Source organism: Microbacterium sp. VKM Ac-2923, from assembly GCF_022815605.1.
GTDB lineage: Bacteria > Actinomycetota > Actinomycetes > Actinomycetales > Microbacteriaceae > Microbacterium.
Genome location: NZ_JALGRP010000019.1, coordinates 1 through 26,828, shown reverse-complemented (window position 1 = coordinate 26,828; position 26,828 = coordinate 1). Strand labels below are relative to the sequence as shown.

Annotated in this window: 15 protein-coding genes and 1 pseudogene; 10 read left to right on the top strand and 6 right to left on the bottom strand. The window is 65.2% G+C overall.

Annotated elements, in window-relative coordinates:
* Positions 1-244: 244 nt before the first annotated feature.
* From MT347_RS17580 to MT347_RS17565, 4 genes are all read right to left on the bottom strand, one after another.
* Complete coding sequence (locus MT347_RS17580; protein WP_243502637.1) at positions 245-2,995, bottom strand: immunoglobulin-like domain-containing protein; 2,751 nt, start codon at positions 2,993-2,995, stop codon at positions 245-247.
* 739 nt (positions 2,996-3,734) lie between these two features.
* Positions 3,735-7,532 carry an NPCBM/NEW2 domain-containing protein gene (locus MT347_RS17575; RefSeq protein WP_243502636.1) on the bottom strand — a complete coding sequence of 1,266 codons (3,798 nt, stop codon included), beginning with the start codon at positions 7,530-7,532 and terminating at the stop codon, positions 3,735-3,737.
* A gap of 789 nt (positions 7,533-8,321) precedes the next feature.
* Positions 8,322-8,975, bottom strand: a complete 654-nt coding sequence (locus MT347_RS17570; RefSeq protein WP_243502635.1) for a hypothetical protein — start codon at positions 8,973-8,975, stop codon at positions 8,322-8,324.
* Between the two features lie 194 nt (positions 8,976-9,169).
* Positions 9,170-12,775: an alpha-L-rhamnosidase gene (locus tag MT347_RS17565; RefSeq protein ID WP_243502634.1), complete on the bottom strand. Its 3,606-nt coding sequence runs from the start codon at positions 12,773-12,775 to the stop codon at positions 9,170-9,172.
* 340 nt (positions 12,776-13,115) lie between these two features.
* On the opposite strand from MT347_RS17565, the gene MT347_RS17560 reads away from it, so the two are divergent.
* From MT347_RS17560 to rhaS, 4 genes are read left to right on the top strand one after another with little or no spacing between them, the layout of a single operon-like run.
* Positions 13,116-14,639 carry a sugar ABC transporter ATP-binding protein gene (locus MT347_RS17560; RefSeq protein WP_243502633.1) on the top strand — a complete coding sequence of 508 codons (1,524 nt, stop codon included), beginning with the start codon at positions 13,116-13,118 and terminating at the stop codon, positions 14,637-14,639.
* 58 nt (positions 14,640-14,697) lie between these two features.
* Positions 14,698-15,732, top strand: a complete 1,035-nt coding sequence (locus MT347_RS17555) for an ABC transporter permease (RefSeq protein WP_243502632.1) — start codon at positions 14,698-14,700, stop codon at positions 15,730-15,732.
* Positions 15,729-16,793, top strand: coding sequence for an ABC transporter permease (locus MT347_RS17550; RefSeq protein WP_243502631.1), 1,065 nt, complete (start codon positions 15,729-15,731; stop codon positions 16,791-16,793). Before MT347_RS17555 ends, MT347_RS17550 begins: the two co-directional genes overlap by 4 nt.
* Before the next feature lie 36 nt (positions 16,794-16,829).
* Positions 16,830-17,861 (top strand): rhamnose ABC transporter substrate-binding protein, encoded by a 1,032-nt coding sequence (gene rhaS, locus MT347_RS17545; protein ID WP_243502630.1) that lies wholly within the window; start codon positions 16,830-16,832, stop codon positions 17,859-17,861.
* A gap of 240 nt (positions 17,862-18,101) precedes the next feature.
* On the opposite strand, the gene MT347_RS17540 is transcribed toward rhaS, so the two are convergent.
* On the bottom strand, positions 18,102-19,100 hold the full coding sequence (locus MT347_RS17540; protein WP_243502629.1) for a LacI family DNA-binding transcriptional regulator: 999 nt from the start codon (positions 19,098-19,100) through the stop codon (positions 18,102-18,104).
* A gap of 78 nt (positions 19,101-19,178) precedes the next feature.
* On the opposite strand from MT347_RS17540, the gene MT347_RS17535 reads away from it, so the two are divergent.
* The 6 genes and pseudogenes from MT347_RS17535 to MT347_RS18575 form a co-directional block, all read left to right on the top strand.
* A complete protein-coding gene (locus tag MT347_RS17535; RefSeq protein WP_243502628.1) occupies positions 19,179-19,625 on the top strand; it encodes an L-rhamnose mutarotase in 447 nt (148 codons plus the stop codon).
* Complete coding sequence (rhaI, locus tag MT347_RS17530; RefSeq protein WP_243502627.1) at positions 19,622-20,788, top strand: L-rhamnose isomerase; 1,167 nt, start codon at positions 19,622-19,624, stop codon at positions 20,786-20,788. The genes MT347_RS17535 and rhaI overlap by 4 nt, the downstream gene beginning before the upstream one ends.
* A 209-nt stretch (positions 20,789-20,997) precedes the next feature.
* Positions 20,998-23,034: a bifunctional aldolase/short-chain dehydrogenase gene (locus tag MT347_RS17525; protein WP_243502626.1), complete on the top strand. Its 2,037-nt coding sequence runs from the start codon at positions 20,998-21,000 to the stop codon at positions 23,032-23,034.
* The gene (locus MT347_RS17520) at positions 23,031-24,500 is read left to right on the top strand and encodes a rhamnulokinase family protein (protein WP_243502625.1); all 1,470 of its coding nucleotides are present in this window, start codon (positions 23,031-23,033) and stop codon (positions 24,498-24,500) included. Before MT347_RS17525 ends, MT347_RS17520 begins: the two co-directional genes overlap by 4 nt.
* Positions 24,501-24,826: 326 nt before the next feature.
* A complete protein-coding gene (locus tag MT347_RS17515) occupies positions 24,827-25,408 on the top strand; it encodes a PTS glucose transporter subunit IIA (protein WP_243502624.1) in 582 nt (193 codons plus the stop codon).
* Between the two features lie 667 nt (positions 25,409-26,075).
* Positions 26,076-26,525 (top strand): annotated as a pseudogene (locus tag MT347_RS18575) (substrate-binding domain-containing protein); the annotation flags it as partial.
* 81 nt (positions 26,526-26,606) lie between these two features.
* Here MT347_RS18575 and MT347_RS17510 read toward each other — a convergent pair.
* Positions 26,607-26,828 (bottom strand): hypothetical protein (locus MT347_RS17510; RefSeq protein ID WP_243502623.1); only part of this gene is annotated, 222 nt, incomplete at its 5' end.

Genomic DNA, 26,828 nt, shown 5'->3' with positions numbered 1-26,828 from the left:
CTACGCTGACCAAGAATCAGGCCAGCCGGCACTTGTCGGACAAAGCCCCCACTAGGAACGAAAGTCAGGCCGATTCATTCCCGGGATTTGTGTAGGTCTGACGTGCTTACAGACCGAGTCGCCTGGCGGCGGTTCTGGCGTAAAAAGATGCACCTATACCCTCGAGACGGGGCGACTGAGATGGCTTGCGAGGACACTGAACGCCCCGAGGGGCTCCTCCTCGGGGCGTTCAACTATCCGAGTCTCAGCAAGCGCGCGGTGCGTACACCACCTGGGATTGCAGATTCTGAGCTCCGCCTTGCATTGTGGCGGTGACACGTACCTCTCCGGCGGGGAGAGTGTTCGCGCGAGTGGCGAAGGCGACAGACGAGGACTTTCCTGGCGCGATGACGAGGCTGCGTGCGCCGGCGGGGGAGGCCAAGCCAACCGTGACGGGAACGTCTTCACCATTTCGTGCGAGGGCGATGAGGGTGACCTTTTTCGCGACACAGCGTGACGAAACCGAGACGGTCACATCGGCGACGGTGACGACAGCCTCGACAAAACCGTGTTCGCCGATGGAGCCCTGCACCGTTAGCGTCGATCCGGCGGCGAGTAGCTTCGGGTCGACGGCTTCCCATGTGACGGGAATCTGTCCCAGATCTCGCTCCGCGCTGGTGCCGCGACCTTCGACGGCAGCGACGGTTGCGGGCAAAGCGGGGACCGCAGCAGGCAATGTCGTCAGTGCGACATCGTCGGCAGTGATCAGACGATCGGGTTGGTAGCGCGCCAGGATGGCTTCGTACTCCGAAGTGGTGATGGGCAGTACCGTTCCGTGGCGCGCCGATTCGGGAAGGTTCCGGTTTTGAGCGATGGTCCAATCTCCGGCGGCGAGGCTACTGGCTTTGAAAGGAACGTACCCATCGCCGCCATAGTACGGAGCCTGGTCGATGAAGGCGTAGACGCCCTTGTCACCGTTGACGTCGCCCTTGTTAGGGCGGAACAGTGATGTGCCTTCACCTTCGTCGAAGAAGATCGAGCGCCCTGAGGTTCCCGTGTACGTTTGCCCGAAGCCGATCGCACTCTGTCGTGCTTCCCAAGCGTTTCCGCGGTTACCGAGCCAGGGGTTGTTTCCGGGGGTGATGGACGCGTACAGGTCCTTCGTGCGGTCCACGCGCGGGATGTTCGAGCTCTCGGTGACGGTAAACCGGTAGAACCAGCCATCCTCTTCCATGATGGTCGAGTCGATGGTTCCATTCCCTAACCCCGGCTGCTGCTCGTCGATCCAGACCTGAGGCTCGCTGAAGCTGACGAAGTCGCGAGTGGTGGCGTACATCATTCGGTTGTACGTCGTCCCGGGGTCGCGGGGGACGTCCAACCGGCCACTCGGGTACAGGTTACTGGCCCAGAACACGACGAATTGGCCACGTTTCTGGTCGTAGTAGGCCTCGGGTGCCCAGGTGTTTCCGGCTTCGGCCTTGGACACGAGAACGTGGCGTTGCTCGCTCCAGGTGACCAGATCCGTGGACTCCCACACCTCGATGTACCGGCTGCCGAAGACCTGAGAGCCGTCCAAACCTGTTCGGTGTGCGTTCAAGTCTGTGGCCAGCATGTAGAACCTGTCACCCTGGGGCGACCGGATAACGAAGGGGTCGCGCAATCCTCGTTCGCCAAACTTCGACTCCAGGACGGGTTTGTTGTCGTTGATGGTGACCCAATCGAGAGCGTCGTTGCCATTCGAGATGGCATACCGCACCCTTTCGTCTTCGGGTGAGCTTTCCCCCGTGAAGTAGGGGAAGAGGTAGGCGCGCGTCTCCCCGACAGCGGGCGCCGGGAGGACGGTTGCCTCGAACTCACGTGTGGCCGACGCGGCCCCAATACGTGCCGTCGCGGTCAGAGAGACCTTCGCCGCGGCCGCACCGTTTGCGGGACGGTTCACGACGCCGGTGGCGCTGATGATCGACGGAGACGATGAGACCCAGCTCACCTTCGCTCCCGAAACCTCCGTCGGTAGGGTGATGTTCTCGCGAATGTCACTCAAGCGCGGGATGGTGATCGCAGCGGCCGCGCTCTGGGCATCGGCGGCGTCGTTTCGTGGACTCACCGTCACCATGAAAGCGCGCTGCGTTGACTGGTTCCCGCGGCTGACGGTGGCGGTAAGGGTCGCATTAGCCGGGCCAGACCCCTCGGCACCGCGAGTGATCTGACCGGTTGAGGAGATGACGGCGGCATTCGACGTCGTCCAGGCAATCGAGGTGGCGTTCGGGCCCTGTTGGGGCAGCTGAGGCGACGATGTCAGGGCGGAGAGATCACCCAGATTCAAGGCCCCCGCGTCGAGGGCGGTCGCTTCCTTCAAAACGTCGATCGAAAGGGTGCCCACCTCCGAGGCGGACAACGCCCTGTTATAGATGCGGAAATCCCGCAGCTTGCCGTGGAAGGAGGGGTCCCATCCGTAGACGCTGCGGCCGAGATAGTTGAACGAAGTGGAGCCCAATTGGTCCGGCGTGGTCGTCACCGATGTGTTGCGTGCACGCTCCACGCCGTCCTCGTACAGGATCCCTGTTTGGCCCGTCTGCGTGTAGGTCATGTGCTTCCACACTCCCCGGGCGAGGGTCGGGTTCCCTGACGGTTGGATGTTGATCTCCTGACTTTGGCCGCCGGGGGTGATCACCGTGTGGAACGAATCGCCGGAGCCGAAGAGGTAACGCTCGCCCGCTCCACTTTGAGCACGGCTTCCGATGCCGTAGATCATGTAGTAATTAGCTTGCTCCGGAGAAATCCACACGTCGAAGTCGACCGAGACGGAGCTCAGGCCGCGATTCACGTTGTTGGGAAGGCGGATGGCGTTGCCGCTCCCGTCCGGTCCTCCGGAGAAGGCAAACGATCCGCTGCTGGCGTCCCACGAAGGCTCGCCTTCGACCACGCCGGCGCCAATGGTGCTGCCCGGAGCTGAGTTCAACGCCGCGCTCCCCGACGTTTCATCGAGCGCGTACCGGGCGACGAGTCCGTCCGTCACATCAGTGGGCGCCGCAGTCGCAGATGCGCTACTCAGCAGGGGCGCGACGAGTCCGACTGTGGTGAGTGCTGACAGGAGGAACAGTCGTCGACGATGACTCTTATGCATTGAAGGTCTCTTTCTCGACCCCGCTGCGGGTCGTCTTTCGGTGGAGTGCCGCTCACTTCAGCGGAGAGAAGGGAGCTGAATCGTGACTGCTTTGCCTGACGCCGCGGCCGGCGACAGTGGGTGTAGGTGATGAGGTCTTCGGCGACGTGGTGCTTCCGGTCGCGATTTTCCCCCGCGCCAAAGCAGGCAATACCCACCTGGACGTCGTCGCGTCGGGTTGCGCGACTCCAGGGCCACGAACTCGACCTTTTAGACGTGCGAGACTCTCGTGCCTGGCGGAACGCGCTAGACGAACTGCGCTGCTCTGAACCGCCGCGCTCGGAGCAGTGACTCGCCTGTTGTTTACAGTCGACCCGTTTGCGAACTGGCCTGATACCTCTGCCGGTTGTATTTGGCTGCAATTTCTGCTCGCTCTCGTCCTCGTCGATCGACTCAGACCGTTACCCACGCGGGGATCGAATCAAACAAGCTCTCCTCCGTCTAAGCCCAGTCGGGGCTGTCTTACGAGTCGGGCACCCAGCTCTACTATCCGGCTGGCGGACAATCTCGAACGGGCAACGCCGGGGGAACCCCGGGCACCTTTGCAGATGCCCGGATTCCCCCGGCGCGGTCGAGATCAGCCGAACTCCCCCTAGCGGCAGGATATGGCGGAGTATGCGGCGTTGACCACCGTGGTCCCGCTTCGTCCCTCGACGGTCGCCTTGACCTCGATGGACCCGGCGGCCACCTGGTTCGCCCGGGTGCTGAACACCTGAGCGGACGCCTTACCCGCGGGCAGCGCCTTTACCGAACGCACTCCCCACGGCGACGTCGCGGTGGCCTCGACGGCCTGTGAGTCGGCGTTGGTGACCGTCACCATGACAGCGGCCTTGCCCGCTACGCAACGTGCCGAAGCGGTGGCTGTCACCTTCGGACCCGTGGCGGCGGCGCTCCAGCTGATCGCCGTCGCCCCATTGGTCACGGACTCACGGCCGCTCTTGTCGGACACCGTCGCCGATGCCGTCGCCGACGCATCCGCCGCTTTCACCGTGAAGGTGACGGCGGCCAATGCGGCGGTACCGCTGAGACCCGCCGGGTTGGTCAGAAGCAGGCGAACGTGTCCGGGCTTGGACGCGTCCGTGTTCACCGCCGTCGTGCCGTCCTTGCCCGCCGCTGCGCCGAAGGTCAGCTTGGTCGGGTCGTATGCGACGTCGACCTCCTGAGCCGTCGACCCGGCAAGGCCGGTGCCACTGACCGTCACCTCGACGGTCGAGCCCACCGTGCGCTCGCCCGTTCCAGTGAGGGTGATCGCCGGTCCGCCCGGGGTCGCCGCCGCGGCGACCTCGGTCGAGTAGGGAGTGGTGGTGATGGGGGCCGTCGTGAAGCTCGCCGTACGGGTAACGTCGATGAGCTGCAGCAGGCGCGCGCCGTGCGTTGCGACCGAGGTGACGACGCTGTCGTCTCCAGTCACCGTCCCCAGGTAGGAATCGCTCCACAGGTCGTACACGAGGTAGCGACCGGTCGAGGGGAGACCCAACTGCGACAGCGAAGTCGACATCATAGCGTTGCTCTGCGCGAGGTTCGCGTGGGACAGGTAGGTGCTGCCGTCGGTCGCCTTCGCCGTCCACGCGAGCTGGCTGCCCGTCCGGTAGAGGAGCTTGTTGTCGGTGCTGGTCTGGTTGACGTTCAGCACGGCCCGGTTCGTGATGAGGGCCTTCGTCCACGGGTCGCTGTCGAGGACGCGGAGGTCGTTGCCCAGGATGAGCGGCGACTTCGCCATCGACCACAGCGTCATGAGCGAGATCTGCTCGTCGCGGGTGAAGTTCGTCATCCGGCCGTCCCGCTCCGCCCCCGTGTTGGGGTCGGTGCGGATCTCCAGCTTCCCGATCGGGATCATGTCGGCGTCGGGCCAGTGACCGGGACCACGGAACGGGGTCCACTGATCGGTCAGTTCATACATCTCGAGCATTGCGGGCCAGTTGTCCCAGAAATCGTTCGACATGCGCCACATGTTGGCGTGGTCCTGAACGTGCTCGCCAGCCGCGATGGGCGTGTTGCCCGGTGACGTGCTGAAGACGATCTGGCGCCCCGTCTTGTCGATTGCGTTCCGGTAGAGCTCGACCTCTGCCTGGTGGTAGGTCGGGGCTGACAGATCGTCGATCTTGATGAAGTCGATCTCCCACTCGGCGTACAACTCGAGGAGCGAGTCGACGTACTCCTGCGCACCCGGCTTTGACGCATCGATGCCCCACATGTCGCCGTTCCACGCTGCCGAGCTGTTCTTGTTGGCGATCTGGTCGGCGGTGTAATTGGTGCCCTTGATCGGAAGCTTGGCATCGACTGCTGCGCGCGGGATGCCACGCATGATGTGGATGCCGAACTTCAGGCCCTTGCTGTGGACGTAATCGGCGATCGGCTTCATGCCGGCACCGTTCACAGCACTCGGGAAGCGGTTCTCCGCGGGGAGGAGCCGCCCGTACCGGTCCATGGCCGGTGCCGTCATGTTGTAGGAACCGTTGGCCTGAGGGTTGTACCACTGGATGTCGTTGACGATGTACTGCCAGCCATACTGCTTGAGATTGGCTGCCGCGTAGTCGGCATGAGCGCGCAATTGCGCCTCGTTGACCGTGTTCGCGTAGACGTCCCAGCTGTTCCATCCGAGAGGAGGCGTGTAAGCGGCAATGCGCTTGTTCGCAATGTCCGTTCCGATCGCGCTCAGGTCGGCTGCCTCGGTGCGGCCATTGTTGTCGACATCGGCAATGCTCGATCCCGTCGCGCCCGGTCGGGTGAGATCGGAGGCGATCCCGAGGTCTCCCACGGTGGGGGTGCCACTACCGTTCAGGTCCTTGTTGGAAATGAAGGGCTTGGAAGCTCCCTGCACGGTGCTCGTCTGGAAGGCAGTCAGAGCGGTCGCGAGTTCATTGGTCGACTCATCGATCCGCGCCTGACGCACTGTCGTGTTCGCGTCTACCGCACGTGCCGCCGAGATGGCCGCGTTGAACGTGTCGACGGCTGCCTGAGTCACGCCGCCGACCGCAGTTCCCACCGGTGTCTGGGTGATCACTTGAGCGGCCTGAGTGATGGCCGCCTGCAAGCGGCTGCGATCCATCGTCGCGGGCCCCACGGAGACTTCGCTGAACGTGGCCGTGTTGATCCTGGTTGTGTTGTGCGACGTGACGGCGAATCCGATGTAGGCAGCGGACTTCATGGACACCTGCGTGGAACCCATCTCTGTCCAGTCCTTGCCGTCGGTCGACCGGGAGGAGGTGATGGTGTCACCCGAACGGACGATCTTCAGGTAGAGCGGGAGCGCGGGTACCCCGCTTGTTCCGCCGACCCAGATGGTGTCGCCAGCGACGGTGTCTCGGCGCTCGAGACCACCGGCGCGGCGGGGGGTTACGAGGACCGACGCGAACTTGGCGTCGGCTTCGAGACCGTCAGCGATCATCAGTCCCGCCTTGGCCCAGTCGTCGGTGTCGGTGATGCTGTCGAGGCGCGCAACGAGCTGTACGTCGCCCGAGTACCGCTGGAAAGCGAAGTGAAATCCGCTCTGACGGTTCCAAATGTCCGAACCACTGCCGGCCACCGTGAAGGTGCCGTTCGCCCAGGTGGCGCTTCCTGTCGTGGAATCGCCGACCTTGGCATCGGACCACGGCGCTGGCAGAGCGCTCTGTGGAAGGACGCTCACAACGCCCGCCTTCGAGGCCATGACCGTACCGCCCGCGGAGGTCGAGGTGATCGTGGCCGTCACGGCCTTGTCGCCCGGTGTGTTCGGGTCGTAGGCCGAGTCGAAGGCCCACGTCGCGCGGAATGCGAAGTAGGTGCCGTCGCGGAACAGGGAGAAGCCTTCGGTCGGGAGCGTGGCAAGCGCGTCGCTCGCTGAGGTTCCGTACGAGACGGCCTGTCGTGTCTCGAGCGGCTGCTTGCTTCCGTCCTTGGTGGCGTAGAAACCGACAATGGGGTTCTGCGAGCTGATCAGCTTGGGGCCGGCCCAGTCGCCGTGGTCGTAGCTCAGGTCGCCGAGCTGGTCGACCACCAGGCGGAGCATGCTCACTCCGGTGACGTCGACGTTCACTGTCTGCGTGGCGGAGTCACCCGTCATCTCGGTGCTGCTCCAGAGCTCCTTTCCATCGCCGTAGACAAGGAACTTGACCCGTCCGGACGAGCCCACCTCGTCGTCGATTCCCACATCGGACGTGAAGGTGATGAACTGCTTGCTCAGTTCGTAGACGAGGGTGCTGGGCGCATTGGTACCCCAGCCCCGATCGTAGGTCTTGCCCGCGAGGGTGAGCGGCCGACCATCGAGGGAGCGGTCGGTCTTCGCCGTCCCCCATCCATTGGTCTGCGAGGTGACGGCGAGGTCGGTGAGGGGGGTTTCGGAAGTGGCAGCGAGAGCCGCATTTGGTGTGGAGACGATCATGGCGCCGGCGACCGCAGCGACTATGAGCATTCCCACCCTGCGCCGCCAGAGTTGCGCCCCTCGTGGACTGTCGTGAGTTAAATCAGTCAGTGGAATTGGTCGTCTCATCAGGTTCCGTCCTTAAAGCTCATGCATCCGACGGCAATGTCAGATGCGGATGATGACTACGAATAGGTAACGGTCGAACTCTGCACTGAGTAGCGCGTCCGTCCGGGCCGAGACCGCGGGGGTCCGAGCCGCTCCCGACCCGGGCATAAGGACGATACTCCTCGTTGTTAGCGATCACAACACTTTTTTTGGAACGATTCACACCGGTCCGTCATCCACCGATGCTTGCAGTCAAGAGGGGTGCCCGGGGGAGTATCCGGGAGGTGGTAGTTCAGAACGAGATGCTGCCCAGCTGGCGTAGCTCTCGATGGTCACCTCAGACCCGTGGGCATCGGCGCCATCGCGAGGCTGTCGTGGATGGCGCAACCATCAGTCAGGGTAAGTGAAGCTGTGATCTGTCGTGGTGCGGGCGAAGGTCACCTTCGTGTGGCCGGAATTGTAGATCGAAGGGAATCCCGTTCGTAGGGATCCGGGGCTTCGCTCCCTGCGCGATGACGCCATGGAAGTACGGACCCGACGCGTCGGTGGGGATTGCCAATTAGGTGTTGTTATCGGCGTGTGGGCCGTAAGCCGTGCGCAGCACGGGAGCGAGCACAATCCCAAGATGATGGGCGCGAGCACATGCCCAACCCTGTCCTTGCCGTCGATATCTTCGCACGAACGGTATCGGGGGTCGCGTCCTGCTGGGGACTCGACCCCCGATACCCGAACTCACGGCTGGGTTGGCGTGAATGCGTCCTCGAAGAGCGACAACGTCAGCTTCGAGGAGTACGCGCCGGGCGCGACGCCTTTGTCGGTCTTCAGAACCAGCGCGGCATTTGCGGTCCAGGATGACTCGCCGCCTTGCTTTACGTCCGCTGACTCGGTCGTGGCGAAGAGCAGTTCTTTGTCGACGAGGCCGACCGCGTCGACGCCGGTGTCCTCTGAAGTACCGACGGCCTCACCCTCGGCTACGAGGCCGGTGGCGCCACCGTTGACGAGGCGTGGGGTCCATCCAAGGTGGTCCGCGGAGATGCTGGCGCCACCTGGACCGGTGAAGGCCGAAGCCTGACCGACCACGTACCAGAAGTGGTCCGCCGGGATGTCGCCGACAGCACGCGTGTCGCTAACGGTGACCGTGGGCAGGGACCCATTGAACTGACGCACCTCGGGGGCTCCGGATGCGGTTTCCGCCAGCGTCGCCGACGTTCCCGCCACCGTCAGGCTCAAGCTGCCGGGGCCCACGACGGGCGTGATGTTCACATTGACGTCGACGTCTTTATCTCCGACCTCGGCGGCGAACGCGGCACTGGCCGTGCCGACTAGCACCAAACTGCCCACCGCCGCGACGGCGAGGCGCGCAGCGGCGCCCTTCGAAAATTTCATTGTGTACTCCGTTTCTCTGTTCGACCCCGACGTCGAACGAGTAGCAAGGTAACCGCACATTGCGGTCGTGTTCGGGCCGGACTTAGGGTTGGTCTCTCGCCTCGCGACCCCCAACAGGTGCCCGAGCCCGGCGCATCACCGGCCCCAGGCACCTGCTTTTCACCGACACCCAGTGGTGGAACTGGGTGCGGGGGTCAGCCGCAGGACTTGGCGGCATAGGCCGCTGTCACTGTGCCTGTCGCCGATCCTTGAGTCACCGCGACCTTTGCCTCGCCAGCCGGAACCGACTTCGAACGAGCAGCGAAGATCGCGGAGGTACTGGCGCCCGCCGCGAGCGTTACGTTCTTCGCTCCGTATGTCGACGTCATCGCCAGCGATGCAGCCGTGTCACCGTTGTTGGTCGCTTTGATCACGAGCTGCACCTTGCCCGCGATGCAGCGCGCCTCGGCGGAGAACTGCACCTTTATGGGCGAGGCGTTGGCCAGGCTGAACGAGTAGGAGCCTGAGCCGACTGTGACCAGCGTCACTCCGCGAGCGGAGTCAGCTTCCACCTTGCGAACGCCAGCGACACCGGCGACGGGAGCGCCGCCTTCCAGCACGACCTGCGACGCGCCCGTGGGGATCACGACCTGCGAGGTGGTGTTCACCGGGATGGTGACGTCAACCGCGAGGCCGGTGCTGGTGGTCTTCCACGAGCTGCTCAGCAGACCATAGACGGTTTCGATCTCAGCGTCGGCGTTGGTCAGTGACCCGCCGGGAGTGGGCTCGATGATGCTGGACTTGTAGCCAGGCTCATTGATGCGGATACCGCCGATGTGCTGGTGCATCCAGTCGACCACGGCTCCATAGGCGTAGTGGTTGAACGAATTCATGCCCACGTCACCGAAGGAACCGTCGGCCTTGATGGAGTCCCATCGTTCCCAGACGGTCGTCGCGCCCTTGGAGATCTCGTATCCCCACGACGGGAAGGTGTCCTTGAGCAACATCTTGTAGGCGAGGTCGTCTCGACCAATCGCCGACATGGCGGGCAGGAGGTATGGCGTTCCGATGAATCCGGTGGTCAGGTGGTTGTCCGTGAGCGCGAGCTTGGCGACGAACTTCGCCCCCACCTTCGCACGCAACGCGGCATCATCGACCAGACCCATCCCCAACGTCAGCGCATACGCCGTCTGGGTCCCACCCGAGACAGTTCCGTCCGAGGACACGTAGGCGGCCACGAAGTCCTTCTTGATCTGTGCGTAGCGTGCGGTGAGCTCGGCCGCCCGAGGGTCTCCGATGGCCGTCGCCATCTCGGCAAGCTTCTGGACGCAGTCAGCCCACAGCGCCGTCGTCTTCGTGTCGTTGGAGGCGAATCTCGTGTCCTCCAGGCTGAGCCAGTCGTCGTTCGTGAAGAACGTGCTGGCGTAAGCCCCGAGGTTGTCCTGACCGATCCGCGATGCGGCGAAGTCGTAGAACTTGAGCATGTTCGGCCAGTTGGCTTTCACCTGGGACACATCGCCGTATGCCCGATACAGCGCGTAGGGAACGGTGACGACGGCTTCCTGCCACCCCGGTCCGCTGTCTCCGAAAGCTCCGTTGGTCGATGGCACGACGGCAGGAATTTGACCGTCGGGCTTTTGCTCGTCGCGGACATCCAGCATCCACTTGCCCAGGAAGCTGCGCATGTCGAACATGTAGCTCGCGCTGGGTGCGAAGATGCTGATGTCGCCGGTCCAGCCGAGGCGTTCGTCGCGCGCCGGGGTGTCGGTCGGGATGGAAAGGAAGTTGCCGCGTGCGCCCCAGGAGACGTTGCTCAGGAGCTTGTTCAGCATGGTGCTCGAGGTTTCGAGCGTTCCCGTGCGCGTGAGGTCTGAACCCCACACCACTCCGGACACAGCGGCGGCCGCGGGGGCCTGATCCAGGCCCGTCAGCTCGACATAGCGGAAACCGTGCTGCGTGAAGCTGGGCTCGTACGTGACGGTGCCGTCGGCAGCGAAGGTGTAGTAGTCGGTCGACACCGCGGCCCGAAGGTTGGCCGTGTAGAGCGTCCCGTTCGGGTTCAGCACCTCGGCGTGGCGAAGTCGAACGGTCTGGCCGGCTTTACCCGTCATGGTGACGCGGGCGACACCCACCATGTTCTGCCCCAGATCGTAGACGGTCGCGCCAGCTTCGGGCGTCGTCACTGCCACGGTGCTCAGCACCTGCGTCTCGCGAACCGGCTCGTCAGGCTGCGGAGACAGCTTCGCCGTATCAGACGGCATTTCGCGCACGGTGGACCAGGCGGAGGCGTCGAAGTTTGCCGTGGACCAGTCCTTCTGCTCGAACCGCGCGTCGTACGTCTCGCCGAGCTGCAGGTCTGACGCGACATAGGGACCCGGGGCCCACTTCCAGCTGGGATCTGTATTCACCCACTGCTCGGTGCCGTCTGTGTACACGACCTTCAGTCGGGCGACGACAGAGAGGTCGGTACCGTACTGGTATTTCCCGTCCAGGCCGACCTTGCCCGCCCACCAACCGTCGCCAACCGCTGCGCCGAATCCGTTCTTGCCACTTGCGACGAGGTCCGTGACGTCGTATGTCTGCGATTGGATACGCTTCGCGTACTCGGTGTAGCCCGGAGCCAGCTCTTGGTCACCGACTTTCTTGCCGTTGAGGAAGAGTTCGTAGACGCCGTGCGCGGATCCGTAGGCCCGAGCAGATTCGATGGTCTTGCTCTTGTCGGTCTCGAAGGTCGTGCGCAGAAGCGGTGAGTTGGTTTCGGGTGTCCGCAACATCGCATCCGTCGTGCCGGTGACCGTCACTGCGTTGTTCGCGTACGTTCCCGCGTTCAGGGGGTTTCCTGCGGCGAAATCGGGTGCTGCCAACGACGTGCCATCCGATTTCACGACAGACAGGCCGCGCACCGTCACCGACTCTCCGCCGAAGGTGCGAACGCCGACGCCACCTGACGCGAACTGGGTGACTGTGCGAGTGTCGACGACCTTGCCGTCGAGGGACGTCTCGATGGTCGTGCCCGTGGCCTTAAAGGTCAGCTTGTGACTCCCGCTCACCAGCCCGCTCCGGGTGAACCCGAAGTTCCGCAGGTCGACGCCGGTCAACGAGCTGTAGTTGCCGTTCACGCGCACGTGAGGCACGAGCATCGGCACGGAGTCGGGTGACGTGCCAACGTTGAGCTGCCACATGTACGCGTTGCCGGGCCCCGCGGACCGAAGGAACACGCCGAAGGCCGCGTTGTTCATCGTGAAGTCGAGGGTTGTGGTGTAGTCGGTCCAGTTCGCGAACGGGGCTGTCTTCCCGACCCACGAAGAGCCGTTCCAGTCACTCGCTTGCAGCAGACCCGTCTCGAAGGTCGCTGGCGTGCTCCATTCCGAGGCAGCACCCTTTCCGTCCCAGACCATCACCCGCCAGGCGTACTCCGTTGAACTCTCCAACGCCGGGCCGCTATACACGAGATCGCTCTGGTCAGAGGATTCGACCTTCCCGCTCGACCAGACGGGGTTCCCATCACGAGTTACCTGGAGCTCGTAGGCAGACTGCGTTACGCCCCGCTCGGTCGAATCGAGAGTCCACCCGAACGTGGGCGGCGACCCCGGTATGCCAAGCGGGTCATCACGCCCGTTGGTCTGCAGGTCCGTTGCGTGAAGCGTCGTGGCCGCGCTGGCGGGTGAAGCGGGTCCTGCGCCGACAAAGCTTGCGACAAGCGCCGTCAGTGCAATCGTCGAGAGGAGGCTCGCGCGTCCTTTCGGTCGAGAAGGTGTGAAGAGCATCAACGTCGATACATCCCTTGGGTCTAGACGAACCGGATGTCCGTCGTCGGTCACCTGAAACTACAACCGTCTTGAATCGTTTCAGGCTCGTATCATCCTAATTCCCGACCTGCAATCCGCCAAGCGAAAATTTCGCGGGATTGGGCCGAGGCTTGAATTCTGCATCCAGTCGCAGCGCCTGGCGTGCCTTCACTCTCTCTCTCCGATCTCGGTTCGGCATAGGTGAGGGAAAGATCGCGGACGTCGATGGGCCCCGATGTCCCGCCACGTTAAGATCCGGTCTCGTCACCTCACCAACTTGACCGCATGGTCGGGCTCGGCCTATTGTGGCTGACGTTACTCTGAAACGATTCAGATTGCCGGGAAACTGGATCACCCTCAACGAGGAGGCCGCATGGCTGACGCGATACGTGCCACGTCCGACCATGCCCTCGAGTTGCGCCGCGTCGTAAAGTCGTTCGGCCCCGTGGTTGCTCTGCGCTCCGGCAGCCTCACACTAGACCGCGGATCCATCCACGCCTTGATCGGCGAGAACGGCGCGGGCAAATCGACGCTCGTGAAGATCATCGCGGGGCTCTACCGCCGCGACGAGGGCGACTTCTTGCTCAACGGCGAGAGTGTCGATTTCGTGTCTACTGCGCAGTCGAAGGCCGCCGGAATCGCGGTCATCTACCAAGAACCGACGCTCTTCCCCGATCTCTCGGTAACGGAGAACATCTTCATGGGGCGCCAGCCCACCGGTCGCTGGGGCCGCATCGATCGCGTGGCGATGCGCGAGGAAGCAACTCGGATCTTCGAGCGGCTCGGTGTTGCCCTCGATCCCGACCGAGTCACCGAGGGCCTCTCGATCGCCGACCAGCAAATCATCGAGATCGCCAAGGCAATATCCCTCGACGCGGGCGTTCTCATCATGGACGAGCCCACCGCTGCGTTGAGCGGGGTGGAGGTCGATCGCCTGTTCGCCGTCGCTCGGAGCCTTCGAGACGAGGGTCGCGCCCTGCTGTTCATCTCTCATCGCTTCGATGAAGTCTTCACCCTCTGCGACACCGTCACCGTCATGCGTGACGGCGCCTACGTCCACACGACGCCAATCGCCGAGACCACCGTCGACGACCTCGTACGCCAGATGGTCGGCCGTGACGTGACCGAGCTGTTCCCGAAGCTTCCGTCGACTCCCGGTGAGGTGGTGCTGGAAGTCGACGGGCTGACGCGCCGCGGCGTCTTCCGCGACATCTCGTTCACCCTTCGCGCCGGCGAGATCGTCGGTCTCGCCGGCCTCGTCGGCGCCGGCCGCAGCGAGGTCGCCCGCGCCGTCTTCGGCGTCGACGCGTATGAGGCGGGTACCGTGCGCGTGGGGGGCGCTGTGCTTCCGAAACTGAGCGTGCGTCAGGCCACCGCGCGAGGACTTGCCCTCGTTCCTGAAGATCGTCGCAAGCAGGGCCTGGTGCTCGATGAGGGTGTCTCGCGCAACATCACCCTCGCCATCCGCGCCAAGCTCTCGCGCTGGGGGCTGCTGCGGACGATCGACGAGAACCGGGCCGCCCGGGAGTGGGCGAGCCGACTCGAGGTCAAGACCGCGGCCCTGGATGCCACTACCGGAACGCTCAGCGGTGGAAACCAGCAGAAGGTCGTGATCGGCAAATGGCTCGCCACGGAGCCACGCGTGCTCATCGTCGACGAGCCCACCCGCGGCATCGACGTGGGCACCAAGAGCGAGGTGCACCGCCTTCTATCCGAACTCGCTCAGCAGGGGCTCGCGATCCTCATGATCTCGAGCGAACTCCCCGAGGTACTTGGAATGGCGGATCGCGTGCTCGTCATGCGTGAAGGGCGTCTCACCGGTGAGTTCGCGCGAGCGGATGCCACTCCCGAAGCCATCATGTTCGCCGCGACCGCTGACGCGGCGGCGCCGCTGTGAGCGCCGCACGCACCCGACCCACACCGTCCGCCACGACTCTCATTGCGGAAGGCCTCCGATGAGCACCGCCACCCCCGTCCGGCCGGGCACCAGCGCCGCGGCGAAGCTCGTCTCGCACGTCACCACGGCGCGAGAGAGCGGAATCGTCCTCGCCCTCGTGCTGATCATCGTCGTCGCGACGGTGAACAACCCGACCTTCCTCTTCTCTCCCGATGGCTTCCGCGACCTGCTGTTGACCCCGTCGCTGCTCTTGCTCGTCGCTGTCGGCCAAGCCATCGTCATCATCACGCGCAACGTCGACCTGTCGGTCGGGTCGGTCGTCGGTCTGACGGCGTACCTGACCGGACGCCTCTTCATCGACGTCCCGGGCCTGCCACTGCTGGTCGTGTTCCTCGCGGGCATCGTCGTAGGAGGCATCCTGGGCTTCGTGAACGGCGCCCTCGTCGCATACGCGAAGGTGCCGGCGCTGGTGATCACGCTTGGCACGATGTACATCTACCGGGGCGTCAATGTCGCATGGGCCGGCAGCAACCGAGTCAACGCCTCAGATCTGCCCATTGACTTCCGCGGGCTGGGAACGGGTCAGGTGCTCGGCATCCCGCTGCTGACGATCCTCGCCGTCATCGTGCTGATTGCCGCCGCCTGGTACCTGCGCAACCTGCGTAGCGGACGTGAGCTGTACGCTATCGGGTCCGACCCCGCCGCCGCCCACCTCTACGGCCTGGACGTCAATCGGCGCATCATCGGCGCATTCGTGACCAGCGGCGCGCTCGCGGGTCTCGCCGGCGTTCTGTACGCCGCCCGCTACGGCACCGTCGCGTCCAACGCTGGCTTCGGCTGGGAGTTGCAGGCCATCGGCGCCGCCGTGATCGGCGGAGTCGCGATCTCGGGAGGGGTAGGCACGGTGTGGGGCGCGGCCATCGGCGCGTACCTGCTGTTGACCATCAACCGTGCCCTGCCGATCCTCGGCATCGATGACTTCTGGCAGCGTGCGGTTGTCGGTGCCCTCATCCTCGGCGCCATCGTGCTGGACCGCGTGCTCGCCGTCCGTCAGTCCCGCAAGCTCACCGCAGAGAGGGAGACGGGTCGATGACCTCCACCGCCGTAGACGACCGCGCCCGCACCTACCGCGCGCACGCCCGCCCGTTCTGGCGTCGCGCTCTGCTCACGCGGGAGGCCGCCATCATCGGCATCCTGCTGGTCGTCATCGCCGTGTCGCTGGCGACCGTCCGCAATTTCGACAGCCCCCTGACGGCCACCTACCTGTTGCGCGACATCGCACCCATCCTGCTGATCGCCCTACCGATGGCGCTCATCATCATCACCGAGGAGATCGACCTCTCGGTGGCGAGCATCGTGGGTCTGTCCAGTGTCACCGTCGGCGTCCTGACGCAAAGCGGATGGCCGTTCGAGGCCGCGGCCCTCGCAGCAATGGGTGTGGGCCTCGTGGCGGGATCGATCAACGGGTTCCTCGTCACCGTGGTGGGTCTGCCGTCACTGGCTGTCACCATCGGAACCCTCGCCCTCTTCCGCGGTGTAGCGGTCGGTCTTCTCGGTACCGAAGCCGTCACAGAATTCCCTGAGACGTGGACCGACCTCGCCAAGGCGAACGTCCCGGGGACTCCGCTACCGCTCATCATGGTCCCGTTCGCCGTGCTCGCGATCATGTTCGCCGTTCTGCTGCACTTCACCCCTTTCGGTCGGTCCCTGTACGCGATTGGTTTGAACAAGGAGGCGGCACAGTTCTCAGGCATCGACGTCGCCCGCACGAAGTTCGCCCTTTTCGTCCTGAGCGGCACGGTTTCGGGTTTCGCCGGTGTCTACTTCACCCTGCTCTACAGCAACGCCCGCGGCGAGAACGCTATGGGCATGGAGTTGCAGGTCATCGCCGCGGTACTTCTGGGGGGCGTGTCCATCTTCGGCGGCCGCGGCGCGCTGCACGGCGTGATCGCCGGTGTGCTGCTCATCGGCACCCTCGGTAGCACCCTCCGTCTCGCCGGAGTCACCAGCGACATCATCAACGTCATCACCGGGGCCCTGCTCGTGCTCTCGGTGGTGTCCGCCAGCTTCCTCGCCTGGCTGCAGTCCCGACGCGCAGCTGCTCTCGGCAAGAGGAGAGGCGCACGGACGACAGCCTCGGCATCGACCGTTTGACCCCGCACGCACCACCCGCATCACGGAAGGAAAACGATGTTCGCATTCACTCGTAAAACCCGCGTCGGCACCGCTGCCGCCGCTCTCGCCCTGGCGGTCACTCTCGTCGCGACCGGCTGCTCAGGAGGAGGCTCGACCGGCGAAGGCGACGGCGGCAATCTGTCGATCACCTTCCTGCCGAAAAACCTCGGCAACCCCTACTTCGAGACCTCGAACCAGGGCGGCGAGGAGGCCATCGCGGAGTTCGGCGGCACCTTCGAACAGGTCGGACCCAGCGAGGCGACCCCCACCTCGCAGGTGCAGTACATCCAGACCGCGGCCCAGCAGGGCGTGGGTGGACTCGCGATCTCGGCGAACGACCCTTCAGCTATCTGCGACGCGCTCGACGAGGCCCGCAGCGCCGGCGTCAAGGTCGTCACGTTCGACTCCGACACCGACGCAGCCTGCCGCGACCTCTTCATCAACCAGGCCACGGCCGAGGGTATCGCTAAGGTGCAGGTCGACTTGGTCTCGGAGCAGATCGGCGGCGCCGGCCAGGTGGCCATCCTTTCGGCGGCGGCGAACGCGACGAACCAGAACACCTGGATCGAACTCATGAAGGAGGACTTCGCCGCAAACCACCCGAACATCGAACTCGTTGACGTCGTCTACGGCGACGACGACGATCAGACGTCGTTCGATCGCACCGCCGCCCTGCTGCAGACATACCCGAACCTCAAGGGAATCGTCTCGCCGACCACCGTCGGGATCGCCGCAGCCGCTCGCTACCTCTCGACCTCGGAGTACAAGGGTAAGGTCGCACTGACCGGTCTCGGTACCCCCAACCAGCTGCGCGAGTACGTGCAGGACGGCACGATCACCTCCTTCGCGCTGTGGAACCCGGCCGACCTCGGCTACCTCGCCGCGTACGCGACGAAGGCACTCATCGACGGCGACATCAAGGGCGCCGAGGGTGACTCGTTCGAAGCGGGCAAGCTCGGCAGCTTCACCGTCGGCGCTGACTCCACGGTGCTCTTGGGCGATCCCTACGTGTTCGACTCGTCGAACATCGCCGACTTCAACTTCTGATCGAAGCCTTCTCTTCGACCCCGGTCGCCATGTGGCGGCCGGGGTTCGGCCGTCCCGCGTAGATCGTGCTTCCCGTCCACGCGGGGCGCCATGCTCCCTCGGGCGAGACGCAGGCACCGAGGGAAGTTCTGCGCCCATCCTTCGTGCCCGGGAGGAGACTCGGGCACGAACGAGGAAGCCACGACGGATCCGCCGTCGTCCGGCGGGAAACCGTGCGGCCGTCGGACGAGGCTTGGGCGGTTACGCGCTTGACGCCCGCACCACGAGCTCCGGACGGAACCGCACCTGACGATCGGCGGAGTCGAGTGCACCGTCGAGCTGGCGGAGCAGCAGATCGACGGCGGTGGATCCGAGGGCCTCGGCAGGCTGACGAACTGAGGTGAGGGGCACGACGGCGGCGGCGGCGAAGTCGATGTCGTCGTAGCCGACGAGCGCGATATCGTCGGGCACGCGGATGTCGCCGAGTATCGTGAGCGCCTGCAGCACCCCGACGGCCAACAGATCGTTGGCGGCGAACACAGCGTCAGGCTTATCGTCGCGTGCCCGCAGTCGTTCCCCGGCGGCCCGGCCGGCAAGGACGGTCATCGCATCCGTCTCGACGATCTCAAGCGCTGCCCCCTCAACCTCTGCCACTGCGCGGCGCGCGCCAGCGAGACGATCAGCAACTTGGCAGGTGGACAGCGGGCCTGCAACGAAGCTAATTCGCCTCCGCCCCTGCGCAAGCAAGTGGGCGACCGCGAGGTAGCCGCCCTCAACATCGTCGACCGACACCGCGCACACGTCGCCACCGGCGGTTCGCCCATCGACAAGCACCACTGGTACGCCGGCAGATGCCAGATGACAGGCGACGTCACCGTCAGCGTCGGTGGGGGTGAGGAGCACCCCGGCGACCCGCTGCTCGCGGAACTCGTCAAGGTAAAGGCGCTCCCGGTCGCCGTCGCCTCCGCTAGAGCCGAGTAGGACGACGTATCCGTCCTCCGCCGCACGGGCTTCGGCGCCGCGCGCTACCGCGGCGAAAAAGGGGTTGCCCACGTCGAGCACGATCAGGGCGATGGAACGGCTCCGGCCAGCGCGCAACTGACGCGCGGCGCCGTTGCGCACGTACCCGAGGGTGTCGATCGCCGCCCGCACGCGTTCGGCAGTGGCAGTCGAGACAGTGGCGCGACCGTTGAGGACGTTCGAGACCGTGCCCACCGAGACCTCGGCTCGCGCCGCGACGTCTTGAATCTTGACCGCCATGATTTGACGACGATATCGCACGGGACGATTTCCTGTGGTATCGTGTATTGAAACGATTCAGTCTCGGGAAGAATACCCATGACCGCACAGACCACGCGCGTCTGCTTCGAACTGCGCATCCGTCCCGAGCTCGTCGACGATTATGTCGCCTGCCACACCCCAGTGCGCGCTGACATGCTCGCCGAGATCTTTGCCGCTGGCCGCCGCAACTATTCGCTGTTCTTCGGCGAGAGAGGCCAGCTTATTGGTTACTACGAGACCGACGACGATGCGGCCGCGCAGGCCTTCCTCGCCGCCTCGCCCATCGCGGCCGCGTGGGAGGCCGAGATGGCGCCCTTCTTCCGCGACCTCGACGGCCGACCTGACCAGGCCGCCACCGCCCTCACCGAGATCTTCCACCTCGCCGACCAGCTCGCGAACGTGGGGTCGTCGGCATCCCCCCGCTCCGGTGCCGCATCCGCGGCATCCCCCGTTCCGGAGGCCGGTTCAGCGGCATCCGCCCCGACCGAAGGCGCCCGCTCATGACCACTCTCCGCCCCGAGATCCTTTCGACCCTGGAGGGGCAGGCCATCGAACTGCCCTCGTGGGCGTTCGGCAACTCCGGCACGCGCTTCCGCGTGTTCCCCACCGCCGGCACTCCGCGCGACCCGTTCGAGAAGATCGCGGATGCCGCCGAGGTGAACCGTCTGACCGCCCTGGCACCGAGCGTTGCCCTGCACATTCCGTGGGACCTCGTCGACGACTTCGGCGCCCTGCGCCGTCACGCCGAAGACCTGGGCGTGAGCCTCGGCACGGTGAACTCGAACACTTTCCAGGACGAGGACTACAAGTTCGGCGCCCTCACGCACCACGACGAGCGCATCCGTCGCAAGGCCATCGACCACCACCTCGCGTGCATCGACGTGATGGATGCCACGGGCTCACGTGACCTGAAGATCTGGCTCGCTGAGGGGTCGAACTACCCCGGACAGAACGACATGCGCGGCCGTCAGGACCGCCTGCAGGACTCGCTGCGGCGGATCTACGCGCGCCTCGGCGGCGACCAGCGCCTGGTGCTGGAGTACAAGTTCTTCGAGCCGTCGTTCTACCACACCGACGTTCCCGACTGGGGCACGTCATATGCGCAGGTGGCCGCTCTCGGCGACAAGGCGATGGTGTGCCTCGACACCGGTCACCATGCGCCCGGCACGAACATCGAGTTCATCGTCATGCAGTTGCTGCGTCTCGGAAAGCTCGGCTCGTTCGACTTCAACTCGCGCTTCTACGCCGACGACGACCTCATCGTCGGCTCGGCCGACCCGTTCCAGCTGTTCCGCATCCTCACCGAGGTCGTGCGCGGCGGGGGCCTGAACAACTCCGACGTGGCCTTCATGCTCGACCAGTGCCACAACATCGAAGACAAGATCCCCGGGCAGATCCGCTCGGTGCTCAATGTGCAGGAGATGACGGCCCGCGCCCTTCTCGTCGACCGTGACGCGCTCGACGCGGCGCAGCGGGCGAACGACGTGCTGGGGGCCAACGCCGTGCTCATGGACGCGTTCTACACGGACGTGCGCCCGGCCCTCGCCGAGTGGCGCGAGTCGCGAGGCCTCCCCGCCGACCCGATGGCCGCGTTCGCGGCATCCGGATACCTGCCCCGCATCGCCGACGAGCGCGTCGGCGGCACACAGGCGGGCTGGGGCGCCTGAGCGCGCGATCTTTCGGCGCGCGCGGCGCGGCCGCACCGCACCGAGTGTCCAAAACACCCGGACGGTCTCGAAAAACGTCCGGGTGTTTTGGACACTCGACCGTGGGGCGACAGCCAGGCCGCGCCGGCGACACCACGACGACCACACCACAGACGCCGACCCACAGGCGCTGACGCCACCGCACCGACACCATCACGAGGGACGACGACATGACCACCTCCACCGCGCGCGAACTCGTCGCGCGCAGCAACCGCCTCGGCTCCGACCCGCGGGTCACGAACTATGCCGGCGGCAACACTTCCGCGAAAGGCGCCGACATCGACCCCGTCACCGGCGAGCCGGTCGAGCTGCTGTGGGTGAAGGGCTCGGGCGGTGACCTGGGCACCCTGACCGAGAAGGGCCTGGCGGTGCTGCGGCTCGACCGCCTGCGCGCCCTCGTCAATGTCTACCCGGGCGTCGAGCGCGAGGACGAGATGGTCGCCGCGTTCGACTACTGTCTGCACGGCAAGGGGGGAGCCGCTCCCTCGATCGACACCGCCATGCACGGCCTGGTGGATGCCGCGCACGTCGACCACCTCCACCCCGACGCCGGGATCGCGATCGCGACCGCGGCAAACGGTGAAGAGCTGACGACCGAGATCTTCGGCGACAAGGTCGCGTGGGTGCCGTGGCGTCGCCCCGGCTTCCAGCTGGGTCTCGACATCGCCGCCCTCAAGGCGCAGAACCCGCGGGCGATCGGCACGATCCTCGGCGGCCACGGGATCACGGCCTGGGGGGACACGTCGGACGAGGTCGAGCGCAACAGCCTGTGGATCATCGACACCGCGCAGGCCTACATCGACGAGCACGGCACGGCCGAGCCCTTCGGTGGGGTGCGCGACGGCTTCGCGGCGCTGCCCGAGGTGGAGCGCCGTTCTAAGGCGGCGGCGCTGGCCCCGACGATCCGTGGTCTCGCCTCGACCGACAAGCCGATGGTCGGCCACTTCACCGACGCCGACGTGGTGCTGGAGTTCCTGGCATCCGAGAAGGCGCCCGCTCTGGCCGAGCTCGGTACGAGCTGCCCCGATCACTTCCTGCGTACCAAGGTGAAGCCGCTGATCCTGGATCTTCCGGCCGACGCGTCGGTGGAGGAGGCGATCGCGCGGCTGAAGGAGCTGCACGCGGAGTACCGCGCGGACTACCAGGCGTACTACGACGCGCACGCCGACGCCGAGAGCCCCGCGATCCGCGGCGCCGACCCGCTCATCGTGCTGGTGCCGGGCGTGGGGATGTTCTCGTACGGCGCGAACAAGCAGACCGCGCGGGTGGCGGGGGAGTTCTACGTCAACGCCATCAACGTCATGCGCGGAGCGGAGGCCCTGTCGACGTACTCCCCGATCTCGGATGCCGAGAAGTTCCGCATCGAGTACTGGGCGCTCGAAGAGGCCAAGCTCCAGCGGATGCCGAAACCGAAGACCCACCAGGGTCGCATCGCGTTCGTCACGGGCGCGGCATCCGGCATCGGCAAGGCCATCGCCACCCGCCTCGCCGCCGAGGGGGCGTGCGTCGTCGTGGCCGACCTCGATCTCGACAAGGCGCAGGCCGTCGCCGCGGAACTCGGCTCGACCGACGTCGCGATCGGTGTGGCCGCGAACGTCGCGGATGCCGCGGGCGTGCAGGCCGCGATCGATGCGACCGTGCTCGCCTTCGGCGGCATCGACCTCGTGGTCAACAACGCCGGCCTGTCGCTGTCGAAGCCGCTGCTGGAGACCACCGAGAAGGACTGGGACCTGCAGCACGACGTCATGGCCAAGGGCTCGTTCCTCGTCTCGAAGGCCGCGGCGCAGGCGCTCATCGCGCAGAAGATGGGGGGAGACGTCATCTACATCTCGTCGAAGAACTCCGTGTTCGCAGGCCCCAACAACATCGCCTACTCCGCCACGAAGGCCGACCAGGCGCACCAGGTGCGGCTTCTGGCGGTCGAGCTCGGCGAGCACGGCGTGCGGGTCAACGGCATCAACCCCGACGGCGTCGTGCGCGGCTCCGGCATCTTCGCCGCGGGATGGGGCGCCAACCGCGCCGCCACCTACGGCGTCGACGAGAAGGACCTCGGGCAGTTCTACGCCGACCGCACCATCCTCAAGCGCGAGGTCGTGCCCGAGAACGTCGCCGACGCGGTGTACGTGCTCACCGGTCCCGAGCTCACGCGCACGACAGGGCTGCACATCCCCGTCGACTCCGGCGTCGCCGCGGCGTTCCTGCGATGAGCAGCGCCGAACGGGCGGCCGCGCGGGCGTACCCCTCGCCCGCGGCCGGGAGCGCCTCCGCCGCGCCGGGCGCCGTCCGGGCCGTCGCGGCCGTCGACCTCGGCGCGACCAGCGGCCGCGTGATGATCGGCCGCGTCGGGGAGGGGGTGCTCGAGCTCGAGCAGGTCGCGCGCTTCCCTAACGGTCCCGTGGAGCGTGCCGACGGGTGGCACTGGGATGTCGACGCCCTCTGGGGCCACGTGCGGGAGGGCCTCGCCGAGGCTCGACGTCGCGAGCCCTCCATCGAGAGCGTCGGCATCGACTCCTGGGCCGTCGACTACGGCCTGCTCGGCCCCGACGGCCTGCTCGCGGAGCCGTTCCACTACCGCGACGACCGCACCGCCCGCGGGGTGGATGCCGTTCATGCGGTCGTCCCGTTCGAGGAGCTGTACCGGCGCAACGGCCTGCAGTTCCTGCCCTTCAACACGCTGTACCAGTACGCCACAGAAGCGCGTACGGCCGACGCCGAGGCGAGCGTACTCATCCCCGACCTCTTCGCCGAGCGCCTCACAGGCCGCCGCGTCGCCGAGCGGACGAACGCATCGACCACGGGCCTGCTCAACGTGCGCACGGGGGAGTGGGATCTCGCCCTCGCCGAGGCGCTCGGCATCCCGTCTCGTCTTCTGCCCCCGTTGATCGATCCGGGCCAGACGATCGGCGACACCCCGGCCGAGCTCGGGGCAATCCCCGTGATCGCTGTCGGCTCGCACGACACCGCCTCGGCAGTCGTCGCGGTGCCGCTGTCGACACCGAACGCCGCCTACATCTCGTGCGGGACGTGGGGACTGGTCGGTCTGGAACTCACCGAGCCGATCGTGACGGATGCCGCCCGCGCGGCCAACTTCACGAACGAGGGCGGGGTCGACGGGCGCGTCCGCTTCCTGCACAACGTAACGGGGCTGTGGCTGCTGAGCGAGACAATACGGGCCTGGTCGGAAGCCGACGGAAGACCAATAGATCTCCGGCGGCTGCTGTCTGCTGCAGGAGCCGTAACGGCTCCCGCGAGGCTGTTCGACGCTGAGGATCCTTCACTTACCGTACCCGGCGACATGCCCGCACGCATCGCTGCACTGCTCGGATGTGACCCCCCGGGCCGTGCAGGCCGTCCGATGTTTGCGCGAATCATCGTCGAGAGCACTGCGCAGGCATTCGCGAGGGCCCTGCACACCGCAGCGTCGTTAGTTGACCGAGAACTGAACGCCGTCCACCTCGTGGGCGGCGGGGCGCTGAACGAGCTGCTGTGCCAGGCCACCGCCGACCGCTCTGGGTTACCCGTGCTGGCCGGCCCTGTCGAAGCGACGGCGCTCGGCAACGTGCTCATCCAGGCACGCGCGCTCGGATGCTTCAGCACGAACGCATCACTTGAGGAACTGCGCGCGCGTGTCGCCACGGTGTACCCGCCGCGCCGGTTCGAGCCCCGACTGTAACTATCGACCTGCAGCGGATCGTGGGTGCGGTCGGCCGAGATGAGGGAAAGATCCATGGTCGAGTTTCAAGTCCCCGAAATTCGCGAGCTCCATACGATGGAAGAAGTTCGATCTCGACGCAGGCATGCGCTGCCCAGACGCGCCGCTCATGCTCGCCGACCTGCGTTTGGTCGCCAACCGGCGCATGCGGGACACCGCGTTCCATCGCGCCGACGGCGCAGCCTGGGGAACGTCGGCGGCGAAAGACACGTCGCTTTGCACGGGAGGCTTATGGGCCTTCTTCAGAACTGCCCGGGCTTGCGTCGCTTCGTACGCCAGGCGCGCTAGTGCTTGCGCTCGCTTTATTTATCGCGGTCGCAGCGCTTTTTATCCTCGTTGCAGTTTGCCTTAGGCAGCCGGTCGCGCTTGAAATGCCCGCTAAATCGGACGGCGCATCTACCAACCTACCCGTATTTAGCCCGTCGGACGGCACGGCCGTTCCGCTCAGAGATGTGCCGGGGGCCACAGCCGCGGCAGGCGGCCCGCATCGAGGCCTTGCCATCCGACCTTGCAGCGGATCGGTCTTCGCGCCGTTTGATGCCTCCGTTGTCGCGGTCCATCCGACGGGCCACGCCATGAAGCTCCGTCACGCGGCTGGAGCCGAGGTGCTCATCCATATCGGAGTCGACTCAATAGAGCCGAACGGTGAGCACTTCCATCTGAAAGTAGGCATCAACCAACAGATCAAAGCAGGGGATCTCCTTGTGGAGTTCGACCATCTCGCCATGGAGGATGCCGGTAACGAAACGTTCATAACCATAATTGTCGAGAGCACACATTTATATTCCCGAATCGAGCCACTGGCTTTTGGAGCGATCTCGCACGGCGAAGCTCTGTTCATGGCGATCGCGGTCCAAAAAGTCGGATGACGTGCGGGGAGCCTGAGATCGCGAGTGATTTGCTTCGCACGTGAGAACATTTGCCTGAGCCGCACCCGCATAGCAGGCAGGCGTAAGCGCGTCGTATCACGTCAACGCTCATGATCGCCGATTATCCCTGGCGATCGGCAATGCCGGCGCGGATGCTGTGGATGCCACCCTCGGGCTTCTCGCCGCCGCGCAGGAATAGGTCGAGACCGAGGTGGATGCTGTTCTCGCCACGAGGGAAAGCACATTGAGCCCATGCGTAGCGGAAAGGTCTGACGCAGGTAATCACAGTCGTGCACACGAGAGAGTCCCCATCGGTAGCGAGAGGGATGCCTCCGCTCCACAGAGGCTCCTGGATTGCAGTCTCAGATGTGCAACGTTTCGTTTTGCGGTCGTGAAAAAGCGCAACGTTTGGTGCAATCTCTGAGGGTAGTTTCCGCGGCGTGCAGCCAGCTTCGACTCACTCACCATTTGCCACTAACCTCGTATTGAGTTCGACGAGCTTGGGATTGAAAGATGAAACGCACGGACTCATGTCCTCTCGAGCCTCTCGCCGCAGAACCGGAGCCGCGACACTCGCGGACGTAGCCGCGCTTGCAGGTTTTTCCTCCCAGACGGTGTCGCGAGCGATCAGAACTCCCGAACCTTCGCAGGGCAGGCCACGCGGAACAGTGTATATGCAGTCGAACAAAGAGCCACCTACGCCGATACCGTGACACGAGCGTTGCCTGATGAGCCGGTGCGCCTCATCGAAGCTAACCAGGCCAAGGCCGGTGTGGACATTGGGGGGCGGCTTCTAGACGAAGCGTTGCAGAGACATCCTGAAACAGATCTGCTTGTTTGTTCGAGCGACATCCTGGCGACGGGAGCCTTGCTGCGGTGCCAACGCCGCGGGATCCAGGTTCCTAGAGATATTGGTATCACCGGTTTCTGTGGTCACGAGATGTCTCCCCATCTTATGCCTGCACTTACTACTGTTTCCATTCCAGGTCGGCATATTGGCACCCGCGCTGGTGCGCTATTGCGGGACAAAATGACTAGCGCGGCGCGACAATCGTCATCTGTCAATCTGGGATTCAGGGTTGTTTCGGGAGCCAGCATTCGTAGATACCTGGGCTAACAAGGAAAGCCCCAAGCGGACGCTCCCCACTCGAGGGAGCGTCCGCCGATTAGATTCTTCGCATGACGGGATCAACTCGCATCACTTGCAGCTGATGGCCGCGTATGGCGCGGTGATCGTGCGCGTACCGGATGCGCCCGTGGCCGTGACCTCGACGGATCCGGCAGCGACCGACGCGGCGCGGACGGTCATCGCCGTCGAGACCGATGCCCCGGGGGAGACGGCGCTGTGGGTCTTGCCACCCCATGCGGAGGTGACGGTGAGGTCGGCGGCGGCGTCGCTGTCGTTCGTCGCCCTCGTGGT